The organism is Bacteroidales bacterium (assembly GCA_031276035.1).
GTDB lineage: Bacteria > Bacteroidota > Bacteroidia > Bacteroidales > BM520 > RGIG7150.
In genome coordinates this window covers 245,738-270,017 of sequence record JAISNV010000001.1, presented here as the reverse complement: position 1 = coordinate 270,017, position 24,280 = coordinate 245,738, and the positions used below count along the sequence as shown (strand labels likewise).

General features: G+C 33.6%; 16 protein-coding genes and 1 pseudogene. 13 read left to right on the top strand and 4 right to left on the bottom strand.

All coding sequences use genetic code 11. The features are described from left to right. Positions 1-21: 21 nt before the first annotated feature. The gene (locus tag LBP67_01045; protein ID MDR2083567.1) at positions 22-690 is read left to right on the top strand and encodes a YdcF family protein; all 669 of its coding nucleotides are present in this window, start codon (positions 22-24) and stop codon (positions 688-690) included. Between the two features lie 117 nt (positions 691-807). Beyond that, entirely contained in the window at positions 808-1,491 is a 684-nt protein-coding gene (locus LBP67_01040) for an energy transducer TonB (protein MDR2083566.1), read from the top strand. 141 nt (positions 1,492-1,632) lie between these two features. Here LBP67_01040 and LBP67_01035 read toward each other — a convergent pair whose 3' ends face one another. The 4 genes from LBP67_01035 to LBP67_01020 all read right to left on the bottom strand — a co-directional run bounded on the left by LBP67_01035 (position 1,633) and on the right by LBP67_01020 (position 6,563). Beyond that, complete coding sequence (locus tag LBP67_01035) at positions 1,633-2,052, bottom strand: hypothetical protein (GenBank protein MDR2083565.1); 420 nt, start codon at positions 2,050-2,052, stop codon at positions 1,633-1,635. A 47-nt stretch (positions 2,053-2,099) separates the two neighbouring features. Further along, on the bottom strand, positions 2,100-3,767 hold the full coding sequence (locus LBP67_01030) for a nucleoside kinase (GenBank protein ID MDR2083564.1): 1,668 nt from the start codon (positions 3,765-3,767) through the stop codon (positions 2,100-2,102). 170 nt (positions 3,768-3,937) lie between these two features. Then, positions 3,938-6,040: a M3 family metallopeptidase gene (locus LBP67_01025; protein ID MDR2083563.1), complete on the bottom strand. Its 2,103-nt coding sequence runs from the start codon at positions 6,038-6,040 to the stop codon at positions 3,938-3,940. 61 nt (positions 6,041-6,101) lie between these two features. Beyond that, positions 6,102-6,563, bottom strand: a complete 462-nt coding sequence (locus LBP67_01020) for a DUF4268 domain-containing protein (protein ID MDR2083562.1) — start codon at positions 6,561-6,563, stop codon at positions 6,102-6,104. A 317-nt stretch (positions 6,564-6,880) separates the two neighbouring features. On the opposite strand from LBP67_01020, the gene LBP67_01015 reads away from it, so the two are divergent. The 11 genes and pseudogenes from LBP67_01015 to LBP67_00965 all read left to right on the top strand — a co-directional run bounded on the left by LBP67_01015 (position 6,881) and on the right by LBP67_00965 (position 24,278). Then, the gene (locus LBP67_01015) at positions 6,881-9,058 is read left to right on the top strand and encodes a patatin-like phospholipase family protein (GenBank protein ID MDR2083561.1); all 2,178 of its coding nucleotides are present in this window, start codon (positions 6,881-6,883) and stop codon (positions 9,056-9,058) included. A 23-nt stretch (positions 9,059-9,081) separates the two neighbouring features. Next, positions 9,082-10,260: an aminotransferase class I/II-fold pyridoxal phosphate-dependent enzyme gene (locus tag LBP67_01010; GenBank protein ID MDR2083560.1), complete on the top strand. Its 1,179-nt coding sequence runs from the start codon at positions 9,082-9,084 to the stop codon at positions 10,258-10,260. 8 nt (positions 10,261-10,268) lie between these two features. Further along, positions 10,269-12,548 carry a patatin-like phospholipase family protein gene (locus LBP67_01005; protein ID MDR2083559.1) on the top strand — a complete coding sequence of 760 codons (2,280 nt, stop codon included), beginning with the start codon at positions 10,269-10,271 and terminating at the stop codon, positions 12,546-12,548. 210 nt (positions 12,549-12,758) lie between these two features. Then, positions 12,759-13,631: a YicC family protein gene (locus tag LBP67_01000; GenBank protein ID MDR2083558.1), complete on the top strand. Its 873-nt coding sequence runs from the start codon at positions 12,759-12,761 to the stop codon at positions 13,629-13,631. Positions 13,632-13,731: 100 nt separating this feature from the next. Then, positions 13,732-14,295, top strand: a complete 564-nt coding sequence (gene gmk, locus LBP67_00995) for a guanylate kinase (GenBank protein MDR2083557.1) — start codon at positions 13,732-13,734, stop codon at positions 14,293-14,295. 2 nt (positions 14,296-14,297) lie between these two features. Beyond that, positions 14,298-14,894: a nicotinate (nicotinamide) nucleotide adenylyltransferase gene (nadD, locus tag LBP67_00990; protein ID MDR2083556.1), complete on the top strand. Its 597-nt coding sequence runs from the start codon at positions 14,298-14,300 to the stop codon at positions 14,892-14,894. 131 nt (positions 14,895-15,025) lie between these two features. Beyond that, a complete protein-coding gene (locus tag LBP67_00985; GenBank protein ID MDR2083555.1) occupies positions 15,026-17,281 on the top strand; it encodes an ABC transporter permease subunit in 2,256 nt (751 codons plus the stop codon). A gap of 193 nt (positions 17,282-17,474) precedes the next feature. Further along, positions 17,475-18,194 (top strand): annotated as a pseudogene (locus tag LBP67_00980) (amino acid ABC transporter ATP-binding protein). Positions 18,195-18,723: 529 nt separating this feature from the next. Continuing rightward, on the top strand, positions 18,724-20,715 hold the full coding sequence (locus LBP67_00975) for an agmatine deiminase family protein (GenBank protein ID MDR2083554.1): 1,992 nt from the start codon (positions 18,724-18,726) through the stop codon (positions 20,713-20,715). Positions 20,716-20,718: 3 nt separating this feature from the next. Continuing rightward, a complete protein-coding gene (locus LBP67_00970) occupies positions 20,719-21,804 on the top strand; it encodes an ROK family protein (GenBank protein ID MDR2083553.1) in 1,086 nt (361 codons plus the stop codon). Between the two features lie 179 nt (positions 21,805-21,983). Further along, positions 21,984-24,278 carry a C25 family cysteine peptidase gene (locus LBP67_00965; GenBank protein ID MDR2083552.1) on the top strand — a complete coding sequence of 765 codons (2,295 nt, stop codon included), beginning with the start codon at positions 21,984-21,986 and terminating at the stop codon, positions 24,276-24,278. Positions 24,279-24,280 lie beyond the last annotated feature (2 nt).

Genomic DNA, 24,280 nt, shown 5'->3' with positions numbered 1-24,280 from the left:
AGAAAGATTTTAAAAACGTGCATGATAATAAGTTCTGTTTTTGGAGTTTTATTTCTTATTTTTTTAATACTCGGATTAACTCCGGCACCGTTCTACATGCATTACGCCCTCGGTACGGACCCGAATAAATCTGAAGAAATTTTTGTTCCGGAATATATTGTAATGCTTGGCGGTGGTAGTATGCCTTCGGAAGATAATTTGATGCGATTGTATTATACCGCGGAATATGCGAATTATTATAGGGTTCCTGTTATTATTCTCCATCCGGAAGATTCGATAAGCCAAACGAGAATGGCGGAGGAATTAATTATGAAAGGAATAAATGCAGACAGTATTTTATTTTTTACCGAAGGAACAAATACACGTGCTCAAATATTAAGTCTAAAAAATGAATATTCGCAACTTACAAGTGATAATTTGCTGATAATTACATCTCCCGAACATCTTACCCGAACTGTAAAATGTTTCAACAAATTGGATTTTACAAACGTTAGGGGAGAAGCCGCTTTTGCTGCCGTAATAAATTTCAATCTCTCTTTGGAAGATCAGGATTTGCTTGGAAGCAGATATATTCCTAAAGTTAATAATACAAATATTAGATATACTTTTTGGAACTATCTGAAACTTGAAATTACTTGTTATAGAGAATATTTCGCATTGATATACTATAAATTGAAAGGATGGATTTAGAGAATTAAAAATTAGATGTCATTTTAATTTTCTTTTCAATTATATCATAATTATTATACTATTTTCACATATTTTGTCGTTTTAAAATAAATTAATCATTTAAAACAGGAGGTTGTCATGAATAAGAGAAAAAACAAAAAATCTGATATTGACAGTAAAAAAGTCTATTTCCTTGAAATAGGATTAATTGTTGCTTTGGTAACCTGTTTGTTTGCGTTTGAATGGAAAAAATATGACATTAATAAAGTTGAAAAAACAATCAGAGATTATACTGAGGACTTTATTGAAGTTGCTATTCAAAGCAAACATGAAGTTAAACCGCCGCCTCCGAAACTGGCTCCTATTTCCGGCACTTTGTTAAATATTGTAAAAAACAATGATTATGTTGATGAAGATGTAATTATCATTGCTGAACATTTTGATCTTGAACCTGACTTTGATTTTTTTATACCGGATATTGGTGGTGAAACTATTGATGATGATATTGAATATACTGTTGTAGAATCCGACCCTGAATTTCCTGGTGGCGATGTCGGTAGATTAACGTATTTACGAGATAATGTCAAATATCCGAAGATGGCTAAGGAGTCCGGAATACAAGGGATTGTTTATGTAACTTTTGTTGTAATGCCTGACGGATCAATTAGTAATGTTGAGGTTTTACGCGGAATAGGCGGCGGTTGTGACGAAGAAGCGGTGAGAGTCGTTGAAAATATGCCTAAATGGAAACCCGGCGAACAAAGAGGCCAAAAAGTAAAAGTTAGATTCGGAATGCAAATAAAATTCACCTTACAAAAGTAAATATAGTTTATAGCATAAAGATTATAAACATCATACAGAATGAAATTAGAAATCTAAACAATACCCGTTGTTATTTGAGAATTTCTAATTTCATTCGAAATAACGGTCAATATTTTCTTAATCCTTAATTTCTTATCCGTATTACTCTTCGTATGGTAGTGAATTTTCATTGATCGGTACAGGTTCTTTTATGCTGATAATGCTGTCAACAACATATTTGCTGTACCCCCGCCACGGTAAGGCTCCAAGGTATTCTTTATAATGAAGGTCAACTTCATGACCGCCCGAAAGCATTAGCTTTTGAGCTACTTCATTATTGGTTATTGAAAATTCAAATTCATTGGAACTTAATGCTCCTGGTGTTTTAGACCGAAATCCTGATTGTATCAATTTACCTTCATAGGTCTTAAAGATATAACCTTTCTGTGTAACATAATTTAGTTGTCCCGATTTTACTCCCACGGCAAATACAAAATAGAATTTAACATAAATGAAAATTCCTAATCCCAGTACCACAACGGCAATGAAAATCCATAAAATCTTTTTAGTTCTGCTAGTCATATTTTATAAATAATTAAAAGTGAAAAATTAATATTCTGTCTTTTACATTAATATTTAAAACTACTTCCGCCAAGAAATTCCTTCATCAAAGATGTAGGTGGAATTTCCTTGGAATCTATACTTTCGAAATAACTGATAAATTTTATTAATCTCTGGGCTTCTGAATATTCGGGTGTATTTTCATAAACCTTGGCCAGAACCGGCATGATGTAAGGTTTGAAAACTCCCAATTCATAAATCAAAGCCGAATTAAACATATAATCTGCATTTTCCTGATAAGGGAAAATATATTTATCCTCTCCATCTCTAACCTTTTCCCAACGTCTGATAGTATCGGTTGCGGAGTATCCGCGGAAAAGATTATCGCGAACAATCCTTCTAATCAAACGATTATCCGTTGTCGGGATAATATTATGCCCATCAATGGAAATAGTTGTCAATGCCGAAACATACATTTTAAAAATATACTTGTTATCTATGTAAGGAGTTAACATCGGGTTTAATCCGTGAATACCTTCGATAATAATCATATCGCGTTTGCCTATTTTCAGTTTGGTACCATCGAAAACACGTTTTCCGGTAATGAAATCGAATTTGGGAATTTCAATCTCTTTTCCTGCAAGCAAATCAAGCAATTGTTCATTAAAAAACTTGATGTCAAGAGCTTCAAGAGCCTCAAAATCATAATCTCCATGCTTATCGCGAGGAGTTAATTCTCTGTCAACGAAATAATCGTCGAGAGAGATTTTTACACTTTTAATACCGAACAAATTAAGATGTATTCCAAGTCTTTGTGCCGAAGTTGTTTTTCCGGAAGAAGAAGGTCCTGCAATCAAAATGATTCTCAACCTTTTATTCTGTTTTTTTATTTTTTGTGCAGCTTCGTGAATTTTTACTTCTTGCCCTGCTTCGGCAATTTTAATAAGATCGCTGATTTCTCCTGCATTAACTTTTTCATTAAGATCTCCGATATTTTCAATCTTAAGCATTTCTTGCCAGCGATTGCAGGCTGCAAAATTACTTAACATTTTATCTTGGTTAACGAACTGTTTGACGGTCGTAAAATTAGTTGCCGGATCCGGAATAGATAAAATTACGCCTCTTTTGTATGGCGTCAAATCAAATAAATTTAAATAACCGGTTGATGGAGCAAGATATCCGAAATAATAATCTACAACATTATCAAGATAATACACAGACGTATAAAGATGTCCGCGCGTTTTTAGAAGTTTTGTTTTAGGATGCAATCCTTGTCGTTCAAATAATTTTATTGCTTGTTGAGTAGGTAATTCTTTTCTGATAATCGGATGATTTTTAAGAATTATTTCTTTCATTCGATTTTTTATAGCTTTAATATCGTCGGGCATTAAAGGATTGCGTCCATTTTTTATTGTATAATAATAACCCGAATAAACAGAATTTTCTAAAGTAACTTTATATTTTCCATAAAGATCGTAAACGGCTTTGTATAGAACGAAAAAAAGTGTTCGAGAGTAAGTTCGTTGCCCGTCAATAGTTTCCATTCCGAAAAACCTGATATTCGCCGGTTTAATAATTGAATAATTCATTTCGCGTTGCTTATTATTTACGTAAGCACCAAAAATTCCGCCTTTAATATGAATACCCAAATCTTCGGCAATATATTGTAATTCAGCACCTACAATATAATCCTTCGTCACATTATTATTCTCGCATTTAATTGTTATATGTTTCATATTTTTTATTCAGGTTTAAAGTTTTGATTTTTGAATTTTGTGTCGTTATATAGATTTAGAGAAAAAGGTCAATGATTGTGATATACTTAGTTTTCCTCTGTTTTCTCTAAATTGAGACGCATTTCACAAATTCAGATTTTCATTAATTTTTTGATTATATTATTTTTATATCAATTAAAATATCCTTTCGATTTCATAAACGGTTCGTTTGATGGAGGAGCTCCTCTGAAACGTATATACTGAGTTAACGGTTCGTCTTCACCTATTTCGGTAAGAATATATTTTCTGAATTTACTTGCTAAATCCTGATTGTAAAGATCCCCGGACTCAACATAAGCATTATACGCATCCTTGTCAAGAATTTCGGCCCAAGTGTAAACATAATAACCGGCAGAGTATCCGTCGCTTGCAAAAATATGCCTGAAATATGTCGAACGGTAACGAGGTAATATTTCATGTAAAAGACCGATTCTTGTCATTGATTCTCTTTCGAATTTTAAAATATCAATAGCTTGTTCTTTTCTTATACTTTGATAATCAAGATCAAGAATTGTTGCGGCAAGACGTTCGGTAATTGCAAAACCGGCATTAAAATTACCGCTATTATTGAGTTTTGCGATAAGTTCATCCGGAATTATTTCATTAGTTTGATAGTGACGAGCGTAAACTTTCAGCATTTCCGGTTCGCTGCACCAATTTTCCATAATTTGTGATGGTAATTCAACCATATCTCTAGGCATACTACCTGTAGTGCGTGAGTATTTTCCGAATTGAAACAAACGATGTAAAGCGTGACCGAATTCATGGAATAAAGTTTCTGTTTCATCGAAGGTTAAAAGAGCCGGAGTATCTTCTCCCGGAGGAGTAAAATTACAAGAGATAGTAACTAAAGGATAAGTTCTGTTACCCTTTGAATCGAAGCCGCCGCTTCTCATAATTGAACACCAAGCACCCTGTCTTTTTCCGGTTCTCGGAAAATAATCAAGGTATAAAATCCCGATATGATTGCCATTAGCTTCAAGAGCCTCGAAAACTTCAACATCAGGAAGATATGTTTGTACATTATCAAGTTTACGGAAAGTAATGCCGTAAAGTTTATTGCTGAGGTAAAACATTCCGTCACGAACATTTTTAACACTGAAATATGGTTTAATCTCATTTTGATCAAGATCATATTTTGCCTTACGAACCTTTTCAGCATAATACCACCAATCCCAAGCCTCAATCTTAACATTGTCATTATTTGCAAGTAATTGCATTTCAGTTAATTCTTCCTTTGCTTTTCCGAGACAATGGCTCCAAATATCCATTATGAATTCATAAACCGTTTCCGGGTTTTCAGCCATATTTACGGCAATTTGATAGTGTGCAAAAGTTTCGTAACCTAACAAATTAGCTTTTCGTAAACGTAAATTTGTAATTTTATCTATAATTTCCTTGTTATCGTTTTCATCATTATTATTGCAACGCATATAATAAGCCTTATATATTTTCTTTCTCAAATCTCTATTTTCCGCATATTGCAAAACGGGTAACATAGACGGATTTTTAGTTGTAAACATAAATTCGCCTTCATGCCCGTCGTTTTTGGCAGCTATTGCCGCCGCTTCAACTGCGTAATCAGGAAGTCCGACAAGTATTCTTTCATTCGGTACAAAAATCTTTGTTTTATTGTTTTCAGTCAATAAATTTTTATTGAATTGAAGATATAAACTTGATAATTGAGAGTTAATCTCTTTCAGTTGCTGTTTTTCTTCTGTATTGAGATTAGCGCCTCTTCTTTCAAAATCTTGATAATATTTTTCCGTGACGCGAATTTGACTTTTATCTAAGTTTTGTTCGAAACGATTATCATAAACATGTTTAATTCTTTTGAACAAGACATCATTCAGAGCAATTTCATCGCTGTGCTTTGAACGAATCGGAGTCATATATTCATCAATTTTTTGCAATTCATCATTAGTATTATTTCCGTTTATATGAGAAAAGGTCGACATAACTCTCGAGAGGAATTCACCCGATTTATCATAAGCCAAAATGGTATTTTCAAAATTGGGAGTTTCCTTACTATTGACAATTTTCTCAATTTCCATATTATGCGCTTCAATTGCAGCTTCAAAAGCCGGAATAAAATATTCGGCTTTAATTAAATCGTAAGGTGGAGTTTGAAACGGCGTATCAAAAGGTTTCATTAATGGATTCTCATCCTGTGTTTTAGTTTTACAAGATGTAATAATTAAGATTGTCATTGTTAATAAAAATAATTTCTTCATATAACTAAATTTAAAGATTCAATAATTCAAAGATAAAGATATATTTATCGGGATAATAATATCAATTAGTCCCGTAATCAGGATCATATTTAATAAAATCGTAATACTCATTAAACAAACGCTCTAATATTTTCATATTTTTGAAAAAGAATTCGAAGATATCATTCCATGTTTCTTTTTTATAGATACTTACATTTTTCTTTTCGATATAAATTTTTGCCATTTGTTTCTTATCGGTAACAGGATATTCTAGCTCCCAAATCATTTCGGAACCGAGAGACGTTTCCAGAATAGACTTCATACTTTCAAATTTCTCGTAATAATAAATTCTCTTCTCAAGATCGTTGGCATGAATATCAAATCCTACGCGTGCTTTTTCATTATCAATATCAAACTTCAGAGCAACTTTATTAATTCCCGTATCTTGCATTATCCATTTGTTTTTCTTCCGCTTTTTAGAATATTTTTTAAATTCATCCCAAAACTCACGACTAAACTCTTTGACTTGCTCTTTGGAGTACATTGTTGATTTTTTTGCAAAAATAAACTTTTTACGGTTAAGAACTGATAATTAACAATTATTAATTTGGTTTCTGTTTTGAGTTTCGGATATAAAATGTCTCATTTTGTTCGAAATAACGGCAGTTCTCGTATCTTTCAAAATTTTAAAATTGCCATTAACATTTTATACTTTTATGTAATCATCTTAATTAACTATTTTTTTTAAATTTTTTCTTTTATTTCCGAATGAATTAAATAAATTTGTACTTTGTTATTTTTATGTACAAAAGAATTGTAATAACACTGATAATCATAGTATGTATATTTTGTTTTTCTATAATGAATTTACATGCGCAAAAAAAAGAACGCCCGACCGTTGGTGTTGTTCTTTCCGGCGGAGGTGCTAAAGGTTTCGCACATGTTGGTGTATTACAGGTTTTAGTAGAAAAAGGAATTCCGATAGATTACATTTGCGGTACTTCTATGGGTAGTTTGGTCGGTGGGTTATATGCCGCGGGTTATTCTCCGGATAGTATCAAACATATTTTGGAACATGCCGATTGGAAAATTTTGATGAACGACAAGGCTCCCCGCGATTATATTACTTACGATAGCAGGGAAGATAATGATAAATATTTGCTGGGACTTTCTTTTGCCCGTCGAATGAAACCGGACTTACCGGGCGGATTGATTAAGGGACAAAATTTAATGATGTTACTTAATGAATATTTGGCTCCGGTGCTGAATATGAGTGATTTTAATGATTTGAAAATTCCTTATTTCTGTGTTGCTTCGGATATTATTGCCGGTAAGGATGTAATTCTTGATAGCGGTTATCTCCCTGAAGCTATCAGAGCTTCAATAGCTGTTCCTACTGTTTTTGCTCCCGTTAGAATTGATGAAATGCTATTGATCGACGGAGGGTTCTATAATAATTTCCCAACCAAAGAATTGAAGGATAAAGGCGTTGATATCATTATAGGTGTTAATGTAGGTTTTGAAGCATTTAGTACGGATAAATTACAATCTGTAGTTCATGTTGCTTCTCAATTACTATGGATTAATAACGTCAAAAGAAATATTGAATCGAAGAAGTATTGTAATGTGCTGATAGAGCCTGATTTGGAAGGATTTTCCTCAACATCTTTTACTAATGTGGAAACCATTATTCAAATTGGAAAAAATGCGGCGCTTGCCTCTTCACAACAAATAGATTCATTAGCGGCATATCTGGCAACTTATAATCAGCCGGAAAGAATTAATCCCGATTTTGCCGCTTCATTAGCAAACCCGCAAAAGAAAATTTCTTCCATTAATGTTAGCGGCATAGAAAATACCAGCATGAGTTATTTTAAACAAAACTTGATGTTACCTGCAGACCGGCCGGTTTCAATGGAAACAATTAATGATGGAATAAAAAGAACGATTGGAACTTTAAACTATGAGTATGTTTATTATAAACTATTGCCGGAAGACACAACATTTTTATTGGATATAAAAGTAAAAGAAAAGAAACCTATATTTTTACAGATCGGCGCGGGTTATGATTCCGACTTTAAAGCAAGTCTCAGATTAAAAATGTCTGTACGTAACTTGCTTCTTAAATCAACAAAGTTTGTTGTAAAAACACAAATAAGCAGATATCCATCACTTGTTCTGGAGTATGTTTACATTCCGAACAAAAGTCTTTTCAGTAAAGATTATGAAGCATATTCCGCATTAGGTGCAAATATTAATCTTTCTACATTCCAAATATTCGGTTATAATAATGACAGATCGCGTATTTCGGAAAGCCAACTTACGGTAAATAACTATTATTTATTCTATCAACATTACTTTAAGGAACATTACTTGGTTAAGATTGGATTACATAATAGATTTGCTTGGAATAATGAAATAGTTATAGGAGAGTTGCCGCGTGCAAATGAAATGATTGCCGGTGCTTACCTTGAAATTACAAAAGACAGGGTTAATAATGTGAGCTATCCTACAAATGGAGATTATTTTAATGTTCAATTATTTTTTGATTATCCTTATAGTACGACTTTAATTCCTTGGAATATAGGGATTTTCGGGAGTTACTCAATAACTGTTCCTCTTGGCGAAAAAGTTTTTCTTTATCCTGAAGTAGCTCTCGGACTGAATTATGCGGATACTTTGTCGAAATCTCGACAGATTTTTATCGGAGGAATGAATTCTTATGCTTTTTTAAATAATATAAGATTTGCAGGCTACGGCAGTAGTGAAATTAGAGAAAATCAAGCCATAGTTTTTAACGCCAATCTCAGATGGCATATTTTTAAAAATCATCATTTGCTTTTTAAATCAAGTTTTGGGGTTTTTTCGAAAAGCATTATTGATCCGACTTTATATAAATATAAGGCAGGAGTGGGCATAGGATATAGTTTCGATAGTTATATCGGACCTTTGGAAGTAGTGATTTCACATTCAATTTATGATAAATACTCCAACAAATTCACACCTAAGCTTTGGGTATGTCTGGGGTATCAATTTTAAAATTAATTTATAAAATAATAGTAATGAAAGAAAAAAAAGGTTTTAATACTGAATTGGTTCATGGCGGATTACATGACGAATGTATGGGCAGTGCAACAATGCCTATTTATCAAACATCGACTTTTAAATTTAAAGATGCCGATCATGGTGCGGCACTTTTTGCCGGAGAAGAGAAAGGGTACGTATATACTCGTTTAGGAAATCCAACAATTGAAGATTTGGAAAGAACTTTAGCAACACTTGAAAACGGTTACGGCGGAATTGCAACATCTTCCGGAATGGGAGCCGTTAATGTGGTTTATTTGGCTTTACTTGAAAAAGGAGCGCATATATTGAGCCATAATGCTATTTACGGAGCAGCGCGCAGCGTAATAGAAAATTTCTATAGTAAATTCGGAGTAGAGTTTACTTATATCGATATGTCGGATATCAATAATGTTATTAAAAATATTCGTCCGAATACAAAACTTATTTATACTGAAACACCGGCAAATCCTACAATGGATATTACCGATTTGGAAGCATTGTGTAAGATAGCAAAAGAAAAAGGTATTACTGTTTGTGTGGATAATACTTTTTGTAGTCCGTACTTGCAAACACCAATAGATTTTGGTGCGGATATAGTTTTACATTCGATGACAAAATCTATCAACGGTCATGCCGATATTGTTGCGGGAATGCTTATAGCTAAAGATAAAGAAATGTTTGATCGTTTGAAAGCAGCTATGAACAATATGGGTTGTAATATGGATCCTACTCAGGCTTTTATGGTTAGAAGAGGACTGAAAACTTTGGCTTTGAGAATTGATAAATCACAGGAAAATGCTCAGAAAGTTGCTGAATTCCTTGAAAAACATCCGAAAGTAAAATGGGTAAAATATCCCGGACTAAAATCATTTCCGCAATATGAACTTGCAAAAAAACAAATGCGCGGCAGCGGTTCAATGATGGCTTTCGAATTAAAAGGCGGAGCGGTTGCAGGAAAAATCTTGATGAATAATGTTAAACTTTGCTTATTGGCCGTATCTCTCGGAGGCATTGAAACCTTGATTCAGCATCCTGCTTCTATGACTCATTCCAAAGTTAGTAAAGAAAAACAACTTGAAGCTGGCATTACCGAAGGTCTCGTACGTTTATCGGTTGGTATTGAAGAAGCCGATGACATCATTAACGATTTAGATAATGCTTTAAGTAAAATATAAATATTACAATGCTTAAACGTGTCGGAATATTATTTCTTTTTTTCAGTACGATATATTGTCAAGCACAATCTGTCGGATTAGTTTTGAGCGGCGGCGGCGCTAGGGGCACAGCCCATATAGGCGTAATTAAAGCTCTGGAAGATAATAATATTCCGATTGATTATATAGTAGGAACTTCTGCTGGCGCTATAGTTGGTGCTTTATATGCTTCCGGTTATACGGTAGATGAAATTGCGGATATCTTTTCCAGCGGAATTTTAGAATCTTATTTTATGCCCACAAAAGAAGGCCAAAGAGGATATTTTGTTAAAGAATTACCTTCGTCGCCTCGATGGCTGAATATGAAATTCAAAATAGATTCCATCGTAACTTCAAAATTTATTCCGACAAGTATTATTCCGCCGCACGCTATGGACTTCGGTTTTATGGAGTTCTTCGCCGAAGCATCAACGGCAAGTCAAAATAACTTTGATAATTTGATGATACCTTTTCGTGCCGTTGCATCCTCCGTCAATGAAAATAAAGAATATACAATTTCGAAAGGAGACCTCGGTTTGGCAGTAAGAGCTTCAATGTCGTTTCCATTCTTCTTTAGTCCTGTAGAAATAGACGGAAAAGTTTTAATGGACGGCGGAATGTATAATAACTTTCCTATAAGTGTAATGAAGGAACAATTTAATCCTGATGTACTAATAGGAAGTTCGGTTTCTTCTAATTATAAAGATGCAAATAAACATGATGCTGTTGCTATTGTACAGAATATCTTTATGATTGATATGGATTTTGATATGCCTGAAAACGGAATTTTGTTAACACCGCAACTTGAAAATGTTTCTTTATTGAATTTCGATTATACTTTGCAATTTATTGATAGCGGTTACAATGAAGCTATACGAAACATGGAATTGATAAAATCCCGGGTATCCGAAACCTTAACCAAGGAAGAATTGATAACCAAAAGAAATGTTTTCGAACAAAAGAAAAAGCCGCTGTTCTTTAAAGATGTTTATGCTAAAAATGTGAATAAAAGGCAAGCCGAATATATTGACCATCTTATCATTGGTGATCACAACTTTCTTTCTGTTAATGAAGTGAGAGATAAATATAACATCCTCGTTGCCGATGAAAATATTTTCCAAGCAAGTCCGTCGGCTAAATTTAATGATTCCACCGGTTTTTACGATTTAATACTTGATGTTGAAACCGAGATGAATTTTGAAGCCGAATTAGGCGGGCATATTTCCTGGGGCGGCGTGAATCAGGCTTATTTAGGGCTAATTCATAGATATTTAGATAGATTTTCCATAAACTCCAGAATTAACGGCTATTTCGGCACTTTTTACAAATCTGTAGGATTATATTCGAAGATAGATTATCCTAATAATATTTTGGTTTACGGTATTTTGGACGCATCTATAAATCAGAAAAATTATTTCACTACATCAGCGAGTCTTTATAGCGATGCTTCTCCGTCTTATCTGAGGCAAACCGAACAACATATTTTACTGCAAACAGGCATTCCGTTCGGCAAGCGCTCCACAATCGGAATAAAAGGAGCTTTCCTTTACACTACAGATAAATTCTATAATACAAATTATTTTACAAGAAACGATACATCGGATATAACTCATTTTACAGGTGTAACCGCCGGAGTAATTTTTGAAAGAAATACTTTGAATAATTATTTCTACCCTGACTTCGGAATGAGTTTGAGAATTACTGCAAATTTTAATTACGGAAAGGAAACTTATATTCCCGGCACAACATCTTTTGAAACCGAAAGAAATGTACAATATCATAATTGGTTTAACTTCAGTGTGGTATATGAACAGTTTATATTAAGTAAGAAATGGATTTCGCTCGGAATATATTTGCAAGCCGAATTATCCAACGACAAACTTTGGTCTAATTATACTTCGAGTTTATTACGTACGAAAGGCTTCGAGCCGTTTCAAGACAGTAAGTTACGCTTTTTGCCGGAATACCGGAGTAATAATTTCGGCGTGGCTGGATTAAAATGTTTGATAAAATTACCGTATCAATTTATTATTTCTTTAGAAGCATATTCTTTTACACCTATTTTTCCTATCATTCAAGGCGAGAATCAACAAGCGGCAGTCGGTAAGTTTTACGAAAGAACTAATTATATGGCTTCCGCAGGTATCATCTTTAGAAATAATATTGTACCTATCGGCATTAATTTCAACGTTTACGATAACAAAGAAACCCCTTTTACAATTTCATTCAGTATCGGACATCTGTTGTTTAACAGATATGCAACCGATTAGTTTAATGGAATATATAAAGTCGATAAAAACTAAAGCACTAAAATGTTTAGGTTGAAAAGACAAGAATATTAAGGAAACAAATGTTATTACTTGATAAAATTTTACGTTAAAAAATACATAAATCCTGAAAAGATTTCGTATCCCTGTATGTAAAATCCGAAACAAAAATTATCACATTAAAAACATTATCTTTGCTGAAAAAAAATTACCATGATATACTCTATGACGGGTTTTGGCAAGTGTCATTTCTTTTTTGGAGAAAAGAAAGTGAATGTCGAAATAAAATCACTGAACAGCAAGCAATTAGATCTTAACATTAAAATTCCCGCAGTTTATAGGGAAAAAGAGTTTGAATTGCGGAATTTGATTGCACATGAATTGCTTCGCGGTAAGATTGAATTGTTGATATTTTGTGAACAGGAAGAAGGTGAAAAAAGATACAGCATCAATAAAGAAGTGGCTAAGAAGTATTTCGAAGAAATAAAAGAGTTGGAAAAAGCTCTGAAAATGAAGCCTATGGATGAGTATGTTCCGGTTCTCGTAAAACTTCCTGAAGTTGTAGAATCTCCCAATACCGAAATATCCAATGAAGAATGGAATTCTTTATTCGAATGTGTAAAAAAATGTATAGAAGAAGTTAATATTTTTCGTCTGCAAGAAGGAAAATCACTTGAGTCGGACTTTAAATTAAGAATTAAAAATATTTTAGATAATTTGAATGAGATTTCTCACTTCGAAGATAAAAGAATCGAAAGCATTAGAGAACGTATTATTAATCAACTAAATAATTTACAGCAGGTGAATTACGATAAAAATCGTTTCGAACAAGAAATGATTTATTATCTTGAAAAATTAGATATTACTGAAGAAAAAGTGCGTTTGAAAAATCATTGTGTATATTTTTTAGAAACACTTAATGATGACGAGTCTAAAGGCAAGCAGCTATCATTTATTTCCCAAGAATTGGGCAGGGAAATAAACACGATCGGTTCTAAAGCCAATGATGTAAATATCCAGCAATTGGTAGTTAAAATGAAAGATGAACTTGAGAAAATCAGAGAACAGCTTTCAAATATACTCTGATAAGAGAAAATTGAAAATGTATATTGATAAAATAATAAGAGTGCCGTTGCTAAATTTATAACTGTGAAGTAATGTAACTCAGAATCTTAAGCAGAACTTTATGTCGAAGATGCTAATATTTTCAGCGCCATCGGGTGCGGGTAAGACAACAATAGTTAAACATTTACTTGAGGTAATGCCGGAAATTGTTTTCTCTATTTCGGCAACAAACAGAGCGCCAAGGGCAAATGAATTCCATGCCCGGGATTACTATTTTTTGAGTACCGAAGAGTTCAGGAATAAAATTGAAACCGAAGATTTTGTTGAGTGGGAGGAAGTTTATGAAGGTACGTACTATGGAACTTTATCTTCCGAAGTGGAAAGAATCTGGGGCATAGGTAAAAATATTATTTTTGATGTGGATGTAAAAGGCGGCCTGAATATTAAGAAGAAATATAAAGAAAATGCTTTGGCAATTTTTATAATGCCGCCGTCCATTGAAGAGTTGGAAAAAAGATTGAGGAAAAGAGGCGCCAACGATGAAGAAGATTTACAGGAAAGAATAGCAAAAGCAAAATACGAAATGAGTTTTGCCAAGGATTTTGATAAGATTATAATAAATGATAATCTCGAACAAGCTAAAAAAGAAGCAGTTGATGCGGTTGTTAATTTTCTTGCAAAATAAAAATGTACAAAGAAAAAGAAGCTATAGGATTGCTTTTCGGATCATTTAATCCGCTCCACAATGCACATATTGCAATTGCAGATTATTTCATAAAGAATAATTATGTTGATGAGGTTTGGTTTGTGATATCGCCGCAAAGTCCGTTTAAACAACATTTTACAACCAATGATTCTTCAAATCGCAATCAAGAATATTTTATTTCTGAAGATAAGAGATTGGAGCTTTTAAATAAATCTTTGGAAAAACATTCGGAATTTAAAGTTTGTGATATTGAATTTTCAATGCCCAGACCGTCATACACAATAGATACTCTCAAAAGATTATCTGAGGAATATCCTGATAAAGAATTTATTCTGATAATCGGTAGCGACTTGCTGAAAGACTTCAAACTCTGGAAAGACTGGCAGGAGATTTTAAATAATTACCAAGTTTATGTTTATCCTCGCGATTATAATGATTCGAAATATATTCTTTCGGAAATGAAATTTTTCGGAAGCGCTCCCTTAATAGATATTTCATCTTCGCAGATTAGAGAAAAAATTGATGAAGGGGAAAATGTTGATAAAATGATTCCCGATGAGATTAGAAAGATGATTTGATTAATCCTGAATAGACGGATTTAAGAACATAAAGTTTTCATCCTTAATTTTTAAATTCTTCGTACCTTTGTGCTTTATTTCGATTGAATTAAAAAAATTAATACTTTTAACAACGTAATATAAAGTTTATTATGATAAAATCATACTCTAAGTATTTCCTATTATTTGGAATGCTGATTTTACTATTCTCTTTTAATTTAACAAGTAATCCTCCGGCAAAAAAAGAACAAGAAACAAAAAGCGGTGAAAAGATTTATACAAGCATGCAAGATGTTGCTGATAAACGTATCGGCGCTTTGTTAGGATCTACTCACGATCAATTTATTAGCGAAAATTATCCGAATGCCTATATTTTACGTGTTGATAATGGCCCTGATTTGGCATTAGCTCTCAGAACCGGACAGTGTGATGCGATAATTATGGACGAAAATACGGCTAAATTATATTTGGCAGAAGATCCGCAACTTGGTGTGCTTGAAAGAAATATTTTCAGAGAAGATTACGGCTTCGGCTTTAATAATGTGAAACTTAGAAATGAGTTTAATATCTATCTGAATGAATTAATAACTTCCGGAGAACTTCAAAGTATTATTAATAAATGGACTGATGACGACGGCTCCATAACTATTCCCGATTATAATAATACCGGTGAAAGCGGTATATTTAAGATAGGCGTAACAGGAACGGATGTCCCTTTCGCTTACATGAACGGTACTAAATATGCCGGAATTGACGTGGAAATTCTTTTAGGTTTTGCGGCTTCCAAGAATTTAAAACCGGAAATATCAATTATGCCTTTTGGTTCGCTGCTTGCGGCGGCCACATCAAAAAAAGTTGATGTCATCGGTTCTGCGATTACCATCACGGAGGAAAGAAAAAAACAACTGGCTTTTTCCGACAGCTATTATGGTTCCGACGCTATTGCCCTGGCCCTTAAGAAGAATTTACCCAAACAATCATCCGGACTTAATTTACAAAATATTGACGATTTAAAGGATAAAAGAATAGGTGTGTTGCTCGGATCTTCTCAAGATATGTTTGCCACTGAAAGTTTTAAAGATGCAAAATTATACCGAATGGATCATTCCGTCGAATTGGTTGCCTTGCTCCAACAAGGTCAATGCGATGCAATTCTGCTGGATAATATAGAAGCGAATTATCTGATGGCGGAACATCCCGATTTTGCTTATCTTAATTCGGACGTGAAAAAAGATTATTATGTGATTGGTTTCCGGAAAGCTAACACTAATGAAAGGGATGAATTTAATGTTTTTTTGAAAGAATTGAAAGATTCGGGTGTTTATGATGAAATGTATAATCGTTGGATTTACAACGGAGATACGGCAGAAATGCCTGTGATTGAAAATTCCGGTACAAACGGTTTATTAAGAATAGGTACAACTTTCGAATCAGTTCCGTTTTCATTTATAAAAAACGGAGAATATGCCGGATTTGATATCGAATTAATGTTGAGATATGCTGCTTACATCAACAAAAAAGCAGAGTTTATTCATTACAATTTCAGCGGAATGCTCTCGGCTATTATCACAGGCAAGGTAGATGTTATCGCCAATGCAATAATGGAAACCGAAGAAAGAGCAGAAAATATATCTTTCTCAAATAGTTACATCGATATTACTTCAGGAATTATTGTTTTGAAAAAGAATCTGGCTTCTTTTCAAAACGATGAAAAAGAATCAAAAAATTGGTTTGCCAAAGTTAAGGATAGCTTTTACAACAATATAATTAAAGAAAAAAGATATTTGTTACTTTGGGAAGGATTAAAAGTAACATTTATTATATCAATTCTTTCGGCAATTCTCGGCACTTTACTTGGTGCTCTAATTTGTTGGATGAGAATGAGTAAGAACAAAATTATTAAAACTATTGCATTGGTTTATATTGATATTCTTCGGGGAATTCCTCAGGTTGTATTGCTGATGTTGATGTTTTACGTTGTTTTCGCTTCTTGGAATATCGGCGGAGTTGCAGTTGCGGTAATTACCTTTGCAATGAATTTCGCTGCTTACGTTTCGGAAATGTTCAGAACTTCAATTCAAAGCATTAAAAAAGGACAAACCGAAGCCGGAATAGCAATGGGTTTCAGTAGGGTAAAAACTTTCTTTAATATTATTATGCCGCAGGCAATTCAGAGAGTAATTCCGGTTTATAAAGGAGAATTTATCGGGCTTGTGAAAATGACGTCAATTGTTGGTTATATTGCAGTTCAGGATTTAACTAAGGCCAGTGACATTATACGTAGCCGCACTTTTGATGCATTCTTCCCTTTAATTGTAATTTCAATTATTTATTTTCTTCTGGCTTGGTTATTAACATTATTAATTGATATGATTCAAATAAAAGTAGCGCCTAAGCGCAATAAATAAAAAAGTTACGTCATTCAGGAATATAAAGATTATTTATCCGAAGAGTTCTTAATTGACGTAGAGATAATTAAAAATGAAATTGATGAAGCTGATAAAAATAATTATTGAATTTGAAATACATTAATTCTTGCTTTTTTCAAATTTACATTAAAAACTTTAAAAATAAAAAAAATAAATCTTAAATCATCAGATAATGATACGAGTAGAGCATTTATCAAAAACATTCGGCGGCGAACTTACTGTTCTTAAAGATGTAAATACCGAAATTAATCGCGGGGAGGTAATTTCGATAATAGGTCCTTCGGGAACGGGTAAGAGTACTTTTCTCAGATGTTTAAACCTTTTGGAAAAACCTACGGGCGGAAAAATCTGGATTGATGAACAAGATATTCTTGATCCGAAAAGCGATGTCAACGCTTTGAGACGCAAAATGGGAATGGTATTTCAAAGCTTCAATTTGTTTGAACACCTGACGGTTCTGGGAAATTTAACCATAGGTCCGATAAAACTTTTGAAAATGAGTAAAGAGAAGGCGGAAGAACGTGCTCGAGAATTGTTAAAAATGGTTGGGTTAGCTGCTAAGGAGAATGCATTTCCCGATGAACTTTCAGGCGGTCAGCAACAACGTGTTGCAATTGCAAGATGCCTTTCTATGAATCCGGAAATTATTTTGTTTGACGAACCGACTTCCGCACTTGATCCTACAATGGTAAGCGAAGTTCTCAGCGTTATCCGCACTCTCGCGCAAGAAGGAATGACAATGGCAATTGTAACTCACGAAATGAAATTTGCCAGAGATGTTTCTACACGGATATTTTATATGGACGAAGGAATCATTTATGAAGAAGGAACTCCGCAGGAGATATTCGAAAATCCGAAACGCGAAAAAACCAGAACATTTATCCACAGAATCAGAAGTTTGGTTTATCACATAGAAAATAATGATTATGATTTTTACGATTTAAAATCTAAAATAGACGGTTTCTGTGCAAAACATTTTTTCCAAGCGCAAGAAATCAATAATTTACAATTGATTGTAGAGGAAATAATGCTCTTGTGTCTTAAGGAAGGTGATATTGAAAAACGTAATAAAATATTTAACAATACCGGCGGATTAGAACTCATTATAGAATATTCCGAAGCAAGCTCGGATGTAACTATTACATTTTCTTCTGATAAATCTCTCAAAACAATCTTGAATCAAACCGAGAACTCCGACGGGCTGAGTTTGGCAATTATTTCAGGAATGACAAACGATTTGAAAGAATCTGTTGTGGATAATAAGATAAAGTTAAGTATGATATTGAATAAATAAACAGGTAGAATGTGTAATGAAATATATCATCAGGTGATGAATCTATAGTTTAAAAAACTCTCAAATTACAACTCATAACTTTCAATTAATTATTATCTTTGCTTTTGTTATTTTTTATATTAAAATTATGAATAAAAATATATTATTTCTTATTTTGCTTTTAGCAAATACAATTAATTTGTTTTCCCAGCCAATTTATAATAAAGATGGAATAAGGCTTTACCATCACCTATCCGCGGAAGAGGCAAAGTTGTACGAAACAGTTGACATGACTCTTATTCCTACAGATGCTCCGGTAGGTCAATTGCGTCCGGTTGCCGAATATGAACCGGCAGAAGCGGTTCTGGTTCGTTATCCTTTCGGTATTCCGATAACATTAATTAAGGAAATGGCAAAAGACTGTAAAGTTATTACTTTAGTAGCAAGTGAGAGCCAGAAAACAACCGTTTTAAATCAGTATAACTCAAACGGAGTTAATACTGATAATTGTGAGTTTTTGATCGCAAATACTGACAGTTATTGGACCCGCGATTATGGCCCTTGGTTTATGGCAATAGATAATCAGGAAGTTGCAATGTATGATTTTACATATAATAGACCAAGACCAAATGATAACAATATTAATACCCTGATGGCAAATTATTTGTCTATGGATAGATACGCTTCTACTGTCCAACATTGCGGCGGTAATTTTATGAACGACGGAACGAGTCAGGCCGCATCTACTAAATTAACATTAACGGAAAACCCCGGATATACTGAAGCTCAACTGCAACAACATTATTTGGAATATATGGGTATTGAGCAATATCATTTTGTTGACGATCCTTTGCTGGATTATATTCAACATGTTGATTGTTGGGGAAAATATCTTGCTCCTAATAAAGTTTTGGTCGGGCAGGTTCCTGAAACCGACAGCAGATATAGTTTGTTTGAAGCTACTGCCGATTATTTTGCAACTCAAACATCTCCATGGGGAATGCCTATGGAAGTTTACAGAGTTTATACTCCCGGAGCCCAAGGATATTACGGTACGGCAACTCCTTATACTAATTCACTTATTCTAAATAAAAAAGTTTTTGTAGCCTTAACAGGAAATGAAAATGATAATGCTGCAATTCAAACATATCAGCAAGCAATGCCGGGATATGAAATTGTCGGTATTAATTATAATGACTGGATAGACACGGATGCCCTACATTGTCGCACACACGAAATTGCCGATAGATGCATGCTTTATATTAAACATATGCCTTATTTCGGCGAAATTGAAAATACGGAAAGTTTAACTTTTAGTACCGAACTATATTCTTATTGCGATTATACTATTTATTCTGATTCTGTAATTATATATCTAAGAATCAACGGTGGAAATTATGAAAAATATAATATGAGTTACACCGGCGATAATATTTGGGAAGTTACTATTAATGACCTTCCGAACGGATTAATAGAGTATTATGTTTTTGCCGCTGATGAATCAGGAAGAAAAGAATGTCATCCCTATATAGGTGCTCCCGACCCACACGATTTTACTTTGGTTAACGGCTCAATTAATCCTTTACCGGCTTTGAGTTTGAATAAAGTAAGCTCGTCGGTTTATTCGGAGAATCCGGAAATAGTAGAAGATCACATTATCATTACTAATACCGGCAATGCCGAACTTAGTTTTGAAGTTACGGATATTACCTTTGATGAAATGTTGACGGTATATCCTTTAAACGGTACTGTTCAACCTGATGATTCTCAGACAATAATACTGAAGTATGATTTCAATAACGTTGGAAACGGAACATATGAAGGTAATTTTATACTGATAAGCAATGATCCTGATAATTTAGAAACAGAGATTTCTTTGGAAGCTACTCTCAATTATCTGGGAATAGATGATTTGGTTACTTCGGAAATAAAAATTTATCCCAATCCTGTTTCTGATAAACTATATATTTCATACGAAGGAAATAATTCTGTAAAGGCTTATATCTATAATATTTTAGGAAAGCAACTTAAAGAAGTTGATCTTACTAATGGAATAAATATTATTGATGTTCAGGATCTTTCAAGCAGTATTTATTTCTTGAGAATAGATACTGATACTTTCAAATTTATAAAAAAATAAATTATGAGTAAAACTGTAATGACCCTTGATGCGGGTGGTACTAACTTCGTTTTTTCAGCAATTAATGATGGTATTGAAATAGTGAAACCGATAAAATTATCGGCTAAAGGAATTTTTTTGGAAGATATACTTAAAACTATTATCAATGGTTTTAAACAGGTTTATGATCAATTGAAAGATAAACCTGCGGCCATAAGTTTTGCCTTTCCCGGTCCTGCCGAATATGAATTGGGAATCATTGGCGACTTACAGAATCTTCCTTTATTTAGAGGAGGTGTTGCATTAGGTCCGATGTTGGAAAATATTTTCCAAATACCTGTATTTATTAATAATGACGGTGATTTATTCGCTTATGGTGAGGCAATTGCAGGATTGTTACCTGAGGTTAACTCAATGCTCGAAAAAGCAGGAAGCCCGAAAAGATACAAAAATCTGCTTGGAATTACACTTGGTACCGGTTTCGGTAGCGGAATAATTTCAAATTGTGAAATATATCCCGGTGATAATTCCGCTCAGGGAGAAATAAACAGATTCAGTGATAAACTCAATCCGAATTATAGTGTAGAAGAGAGTACCACAATTCGTGCCGTAAGAAATTTCTACGCAGATTCTGTAAATATTCCGAGATATGAAAATACCTTGGAACCTAAAGATATTTACGAAATTGCAATTGGTGAGAAACCCGGAAATATGGAAGCCGCTCGAATTGCATTCAAGAAAATGGCTGAAGGTGCCGGAAATGCTATCGCAAATGCAGCTTCATTAACAGACGGACTTGTTGTTATCGGAGGCGGACTTTCTAATGCGTATCCTATATTTCTGGATGATCTTGTTGCTGAAATGAACAAACCGTTCTCAACTCCGGAAGGAAATGAAATAACAAGAATGGAAGTCGATGTTTATAATCTGGAGAATCCGATCCAACTCCAAAAATTTCTCAAAGGAGATGCACGAACTATTATGGTTCCTTTCTCAGGCAAAGAAATTACTTATGATCCGAGTAAACGCATCGGTGTAGGAATAAGTAGGTTAGGCACGGAAAAAGCAACATCATTAGGTGCGTATTATTATGCTGTAAATCATATATAATTTAATTATATAATTTCCTAAACCATAAACCATTATGGCAAATCTGTTGCCTATACGAAAGAATATAATTCTTACGTTTTTATAACATCTTGTTTATTTTCATAGATGTTATTATATTTGCCTCGCATGGTTCTTATATGATGATTAAATTAACAGTAAACGAATAAAATTATATTCATATGAAAAAGTTATTATTACCAATCCTTTGTTTATTCACATTAAATATGTTTGCACAAGAAATCAGCAAAACATATAACTTTTCTAATCCTAAAATTATTTATAAAAACAATTATTGTACGGTAGAATTTGAAAATACCTTACAAAGTGCTACTTTAGGCGATCCTCTCTTGCCGTATTTTGCCGCTGATATTCTCTTGCTTCCCGGTTGTGAAGCTTCAAATATTGTGCTCGAATTCGGAGAATTAATCGAACTTGATATTGATACTCAATTATATCCTAAACAAGCGGTACAACCATATTCGTCGAATCTTCCTCCGGCGTTTAATAAAAACGAAGAAGTTTATAAAAGCAATAAATATCCCGATAATGCACATGGTGTTTTATCAACTAATTACTATCGCGGGCATTCTATCGCAAATGTTTGCTTTACCCCTGTAGTTTATAATCCTTCGGAAAATAAATTATCATATTATTCTTACATCACCGTAAAAATTTCAGCTAATCCGACTGAAAAAGCCGGGGAAGCATTAAGATTATTAAAGAAAACTGTAGATATTGATAAGAAAGTGCAGAATGTTGAAATGATTGGTAAATATATTCCACTGATAGCTGATAGTAAATCAGATGACTATGATGTATTGATATTATCAACTTCTACTTATCAATCTGCTTTTAATGAGCTGAATTTGCTTCATACAAAATACGGATTACTTTCTAAATTTAAAGATTTGGAAGAGATATATTCGGAAATGGATGGTGTTGATAATGCCGAAAAAGTAAGAAATTACATAATACAAGAGTATACTAATCATTCAATAGAATATGTGTTACTTGGCGGTGATATTGAAATTTGTCCTTACAGAGGTTTCTTCTGTCAAGTAGAATCCAGTTATCTTTATGAAGATAATAATATTCCTTCAGACCTTTATTTTTCTGCTTTAGACGGGAGTTGGAATGATAATAATAATTCGCGTTGGGGCGAAATTGGTGAGGATGACTTACTTCCCGAAATTTCTGTCGCAAGGATGCCGTTTTCAAATATGAATGAGCTTAATGCCATGATACATAAAATCGTTTCTTATCAATTGAATCCTGTATTGGGAGAATTAAATTCGCCTTTACTTGTTGGGGAACATTTATATGATAATCCTCTATCTTGGGGTGCCGATTATGTGGAATTGCTTGTCGGCGCTCGTAATGATAACGGTTATTACACAAATGGTATTCCCGAAACCGATCCCTATGATTCTTTGTACGACAGAAATTCATTATGGTATAAGCAACATTTGATGGCGAGAATGAATGAAGGAGCTCCATTTATATATCATAACGGTCATTCCGATTGGAATTATGCAATGCGCTTTTATAATAGCGATATTACAGCAAACAATTTCTCGGGACTCGACGGTGAAACTCATAATTATACTTTAATCTATACTCATGGTTGTATTTGCGGTGCTTTTGATGAAAACGACTGTATAGCAGAGAAAATGTTAACAAACGAAAATATTGCTGTCGGTGGATTTTTTAATTCACGTTACGGATGGTTTAATGAAGGGCAAACAGAAGGACCGTCTTTGCATATTAATAGAGAGTTTGTCGATGCTTTATATACCGACAAATACAATCGTTTGGGAAGAGCACATAAAGAATCTAAAACAGCTACTGCGCCCTGGGTTAATGCTCCCGGACAATGGGAAGAAGGCGCTCTTAGATGGTGTTTCTATTGTTGTAATGCTTTCGGAGATCCTACATTGGCAATCTGGAGAGATGAGCCTTATAATGTTGAGGCTTTAGGGGTAATGGAAATAGAGTTAAATGCAACTTTATATAATGTTGGAGTCACTGTCAATGGAGACGCTAAAGCAAACATTTCGTGCGTTGTAATGTATGAAAATGAATTTCTTGGAAGAGCTGTTACTGATGAAGAAGGGTTTTGTGTTATAGATTTTATAAGAGAATTGTCTGATGATATGGAATCTATAGAGTTATATGTTAGCGATTATAATACTTTGTTAACTTCAATGACAATAACTATAAATAATGGAGTAGGCATAACTGATAACTCCGATAGTGCAATATTCAGTATTTATCCTAATCCTGCAAACGATTATATCAATGTTGTTATCTCTGAAAATGACGGATGCAAACAGTTAATTGAAATATTAAACATCTCCGGTCAAATAATTAAATCACAAAAAGCAAACATTCAAAATACTATTGATATATCAAACCTTTCATCCGGGACTTATTTTGTCAGATATGGAAATGATATATCGAAGTTTATAAAATAATT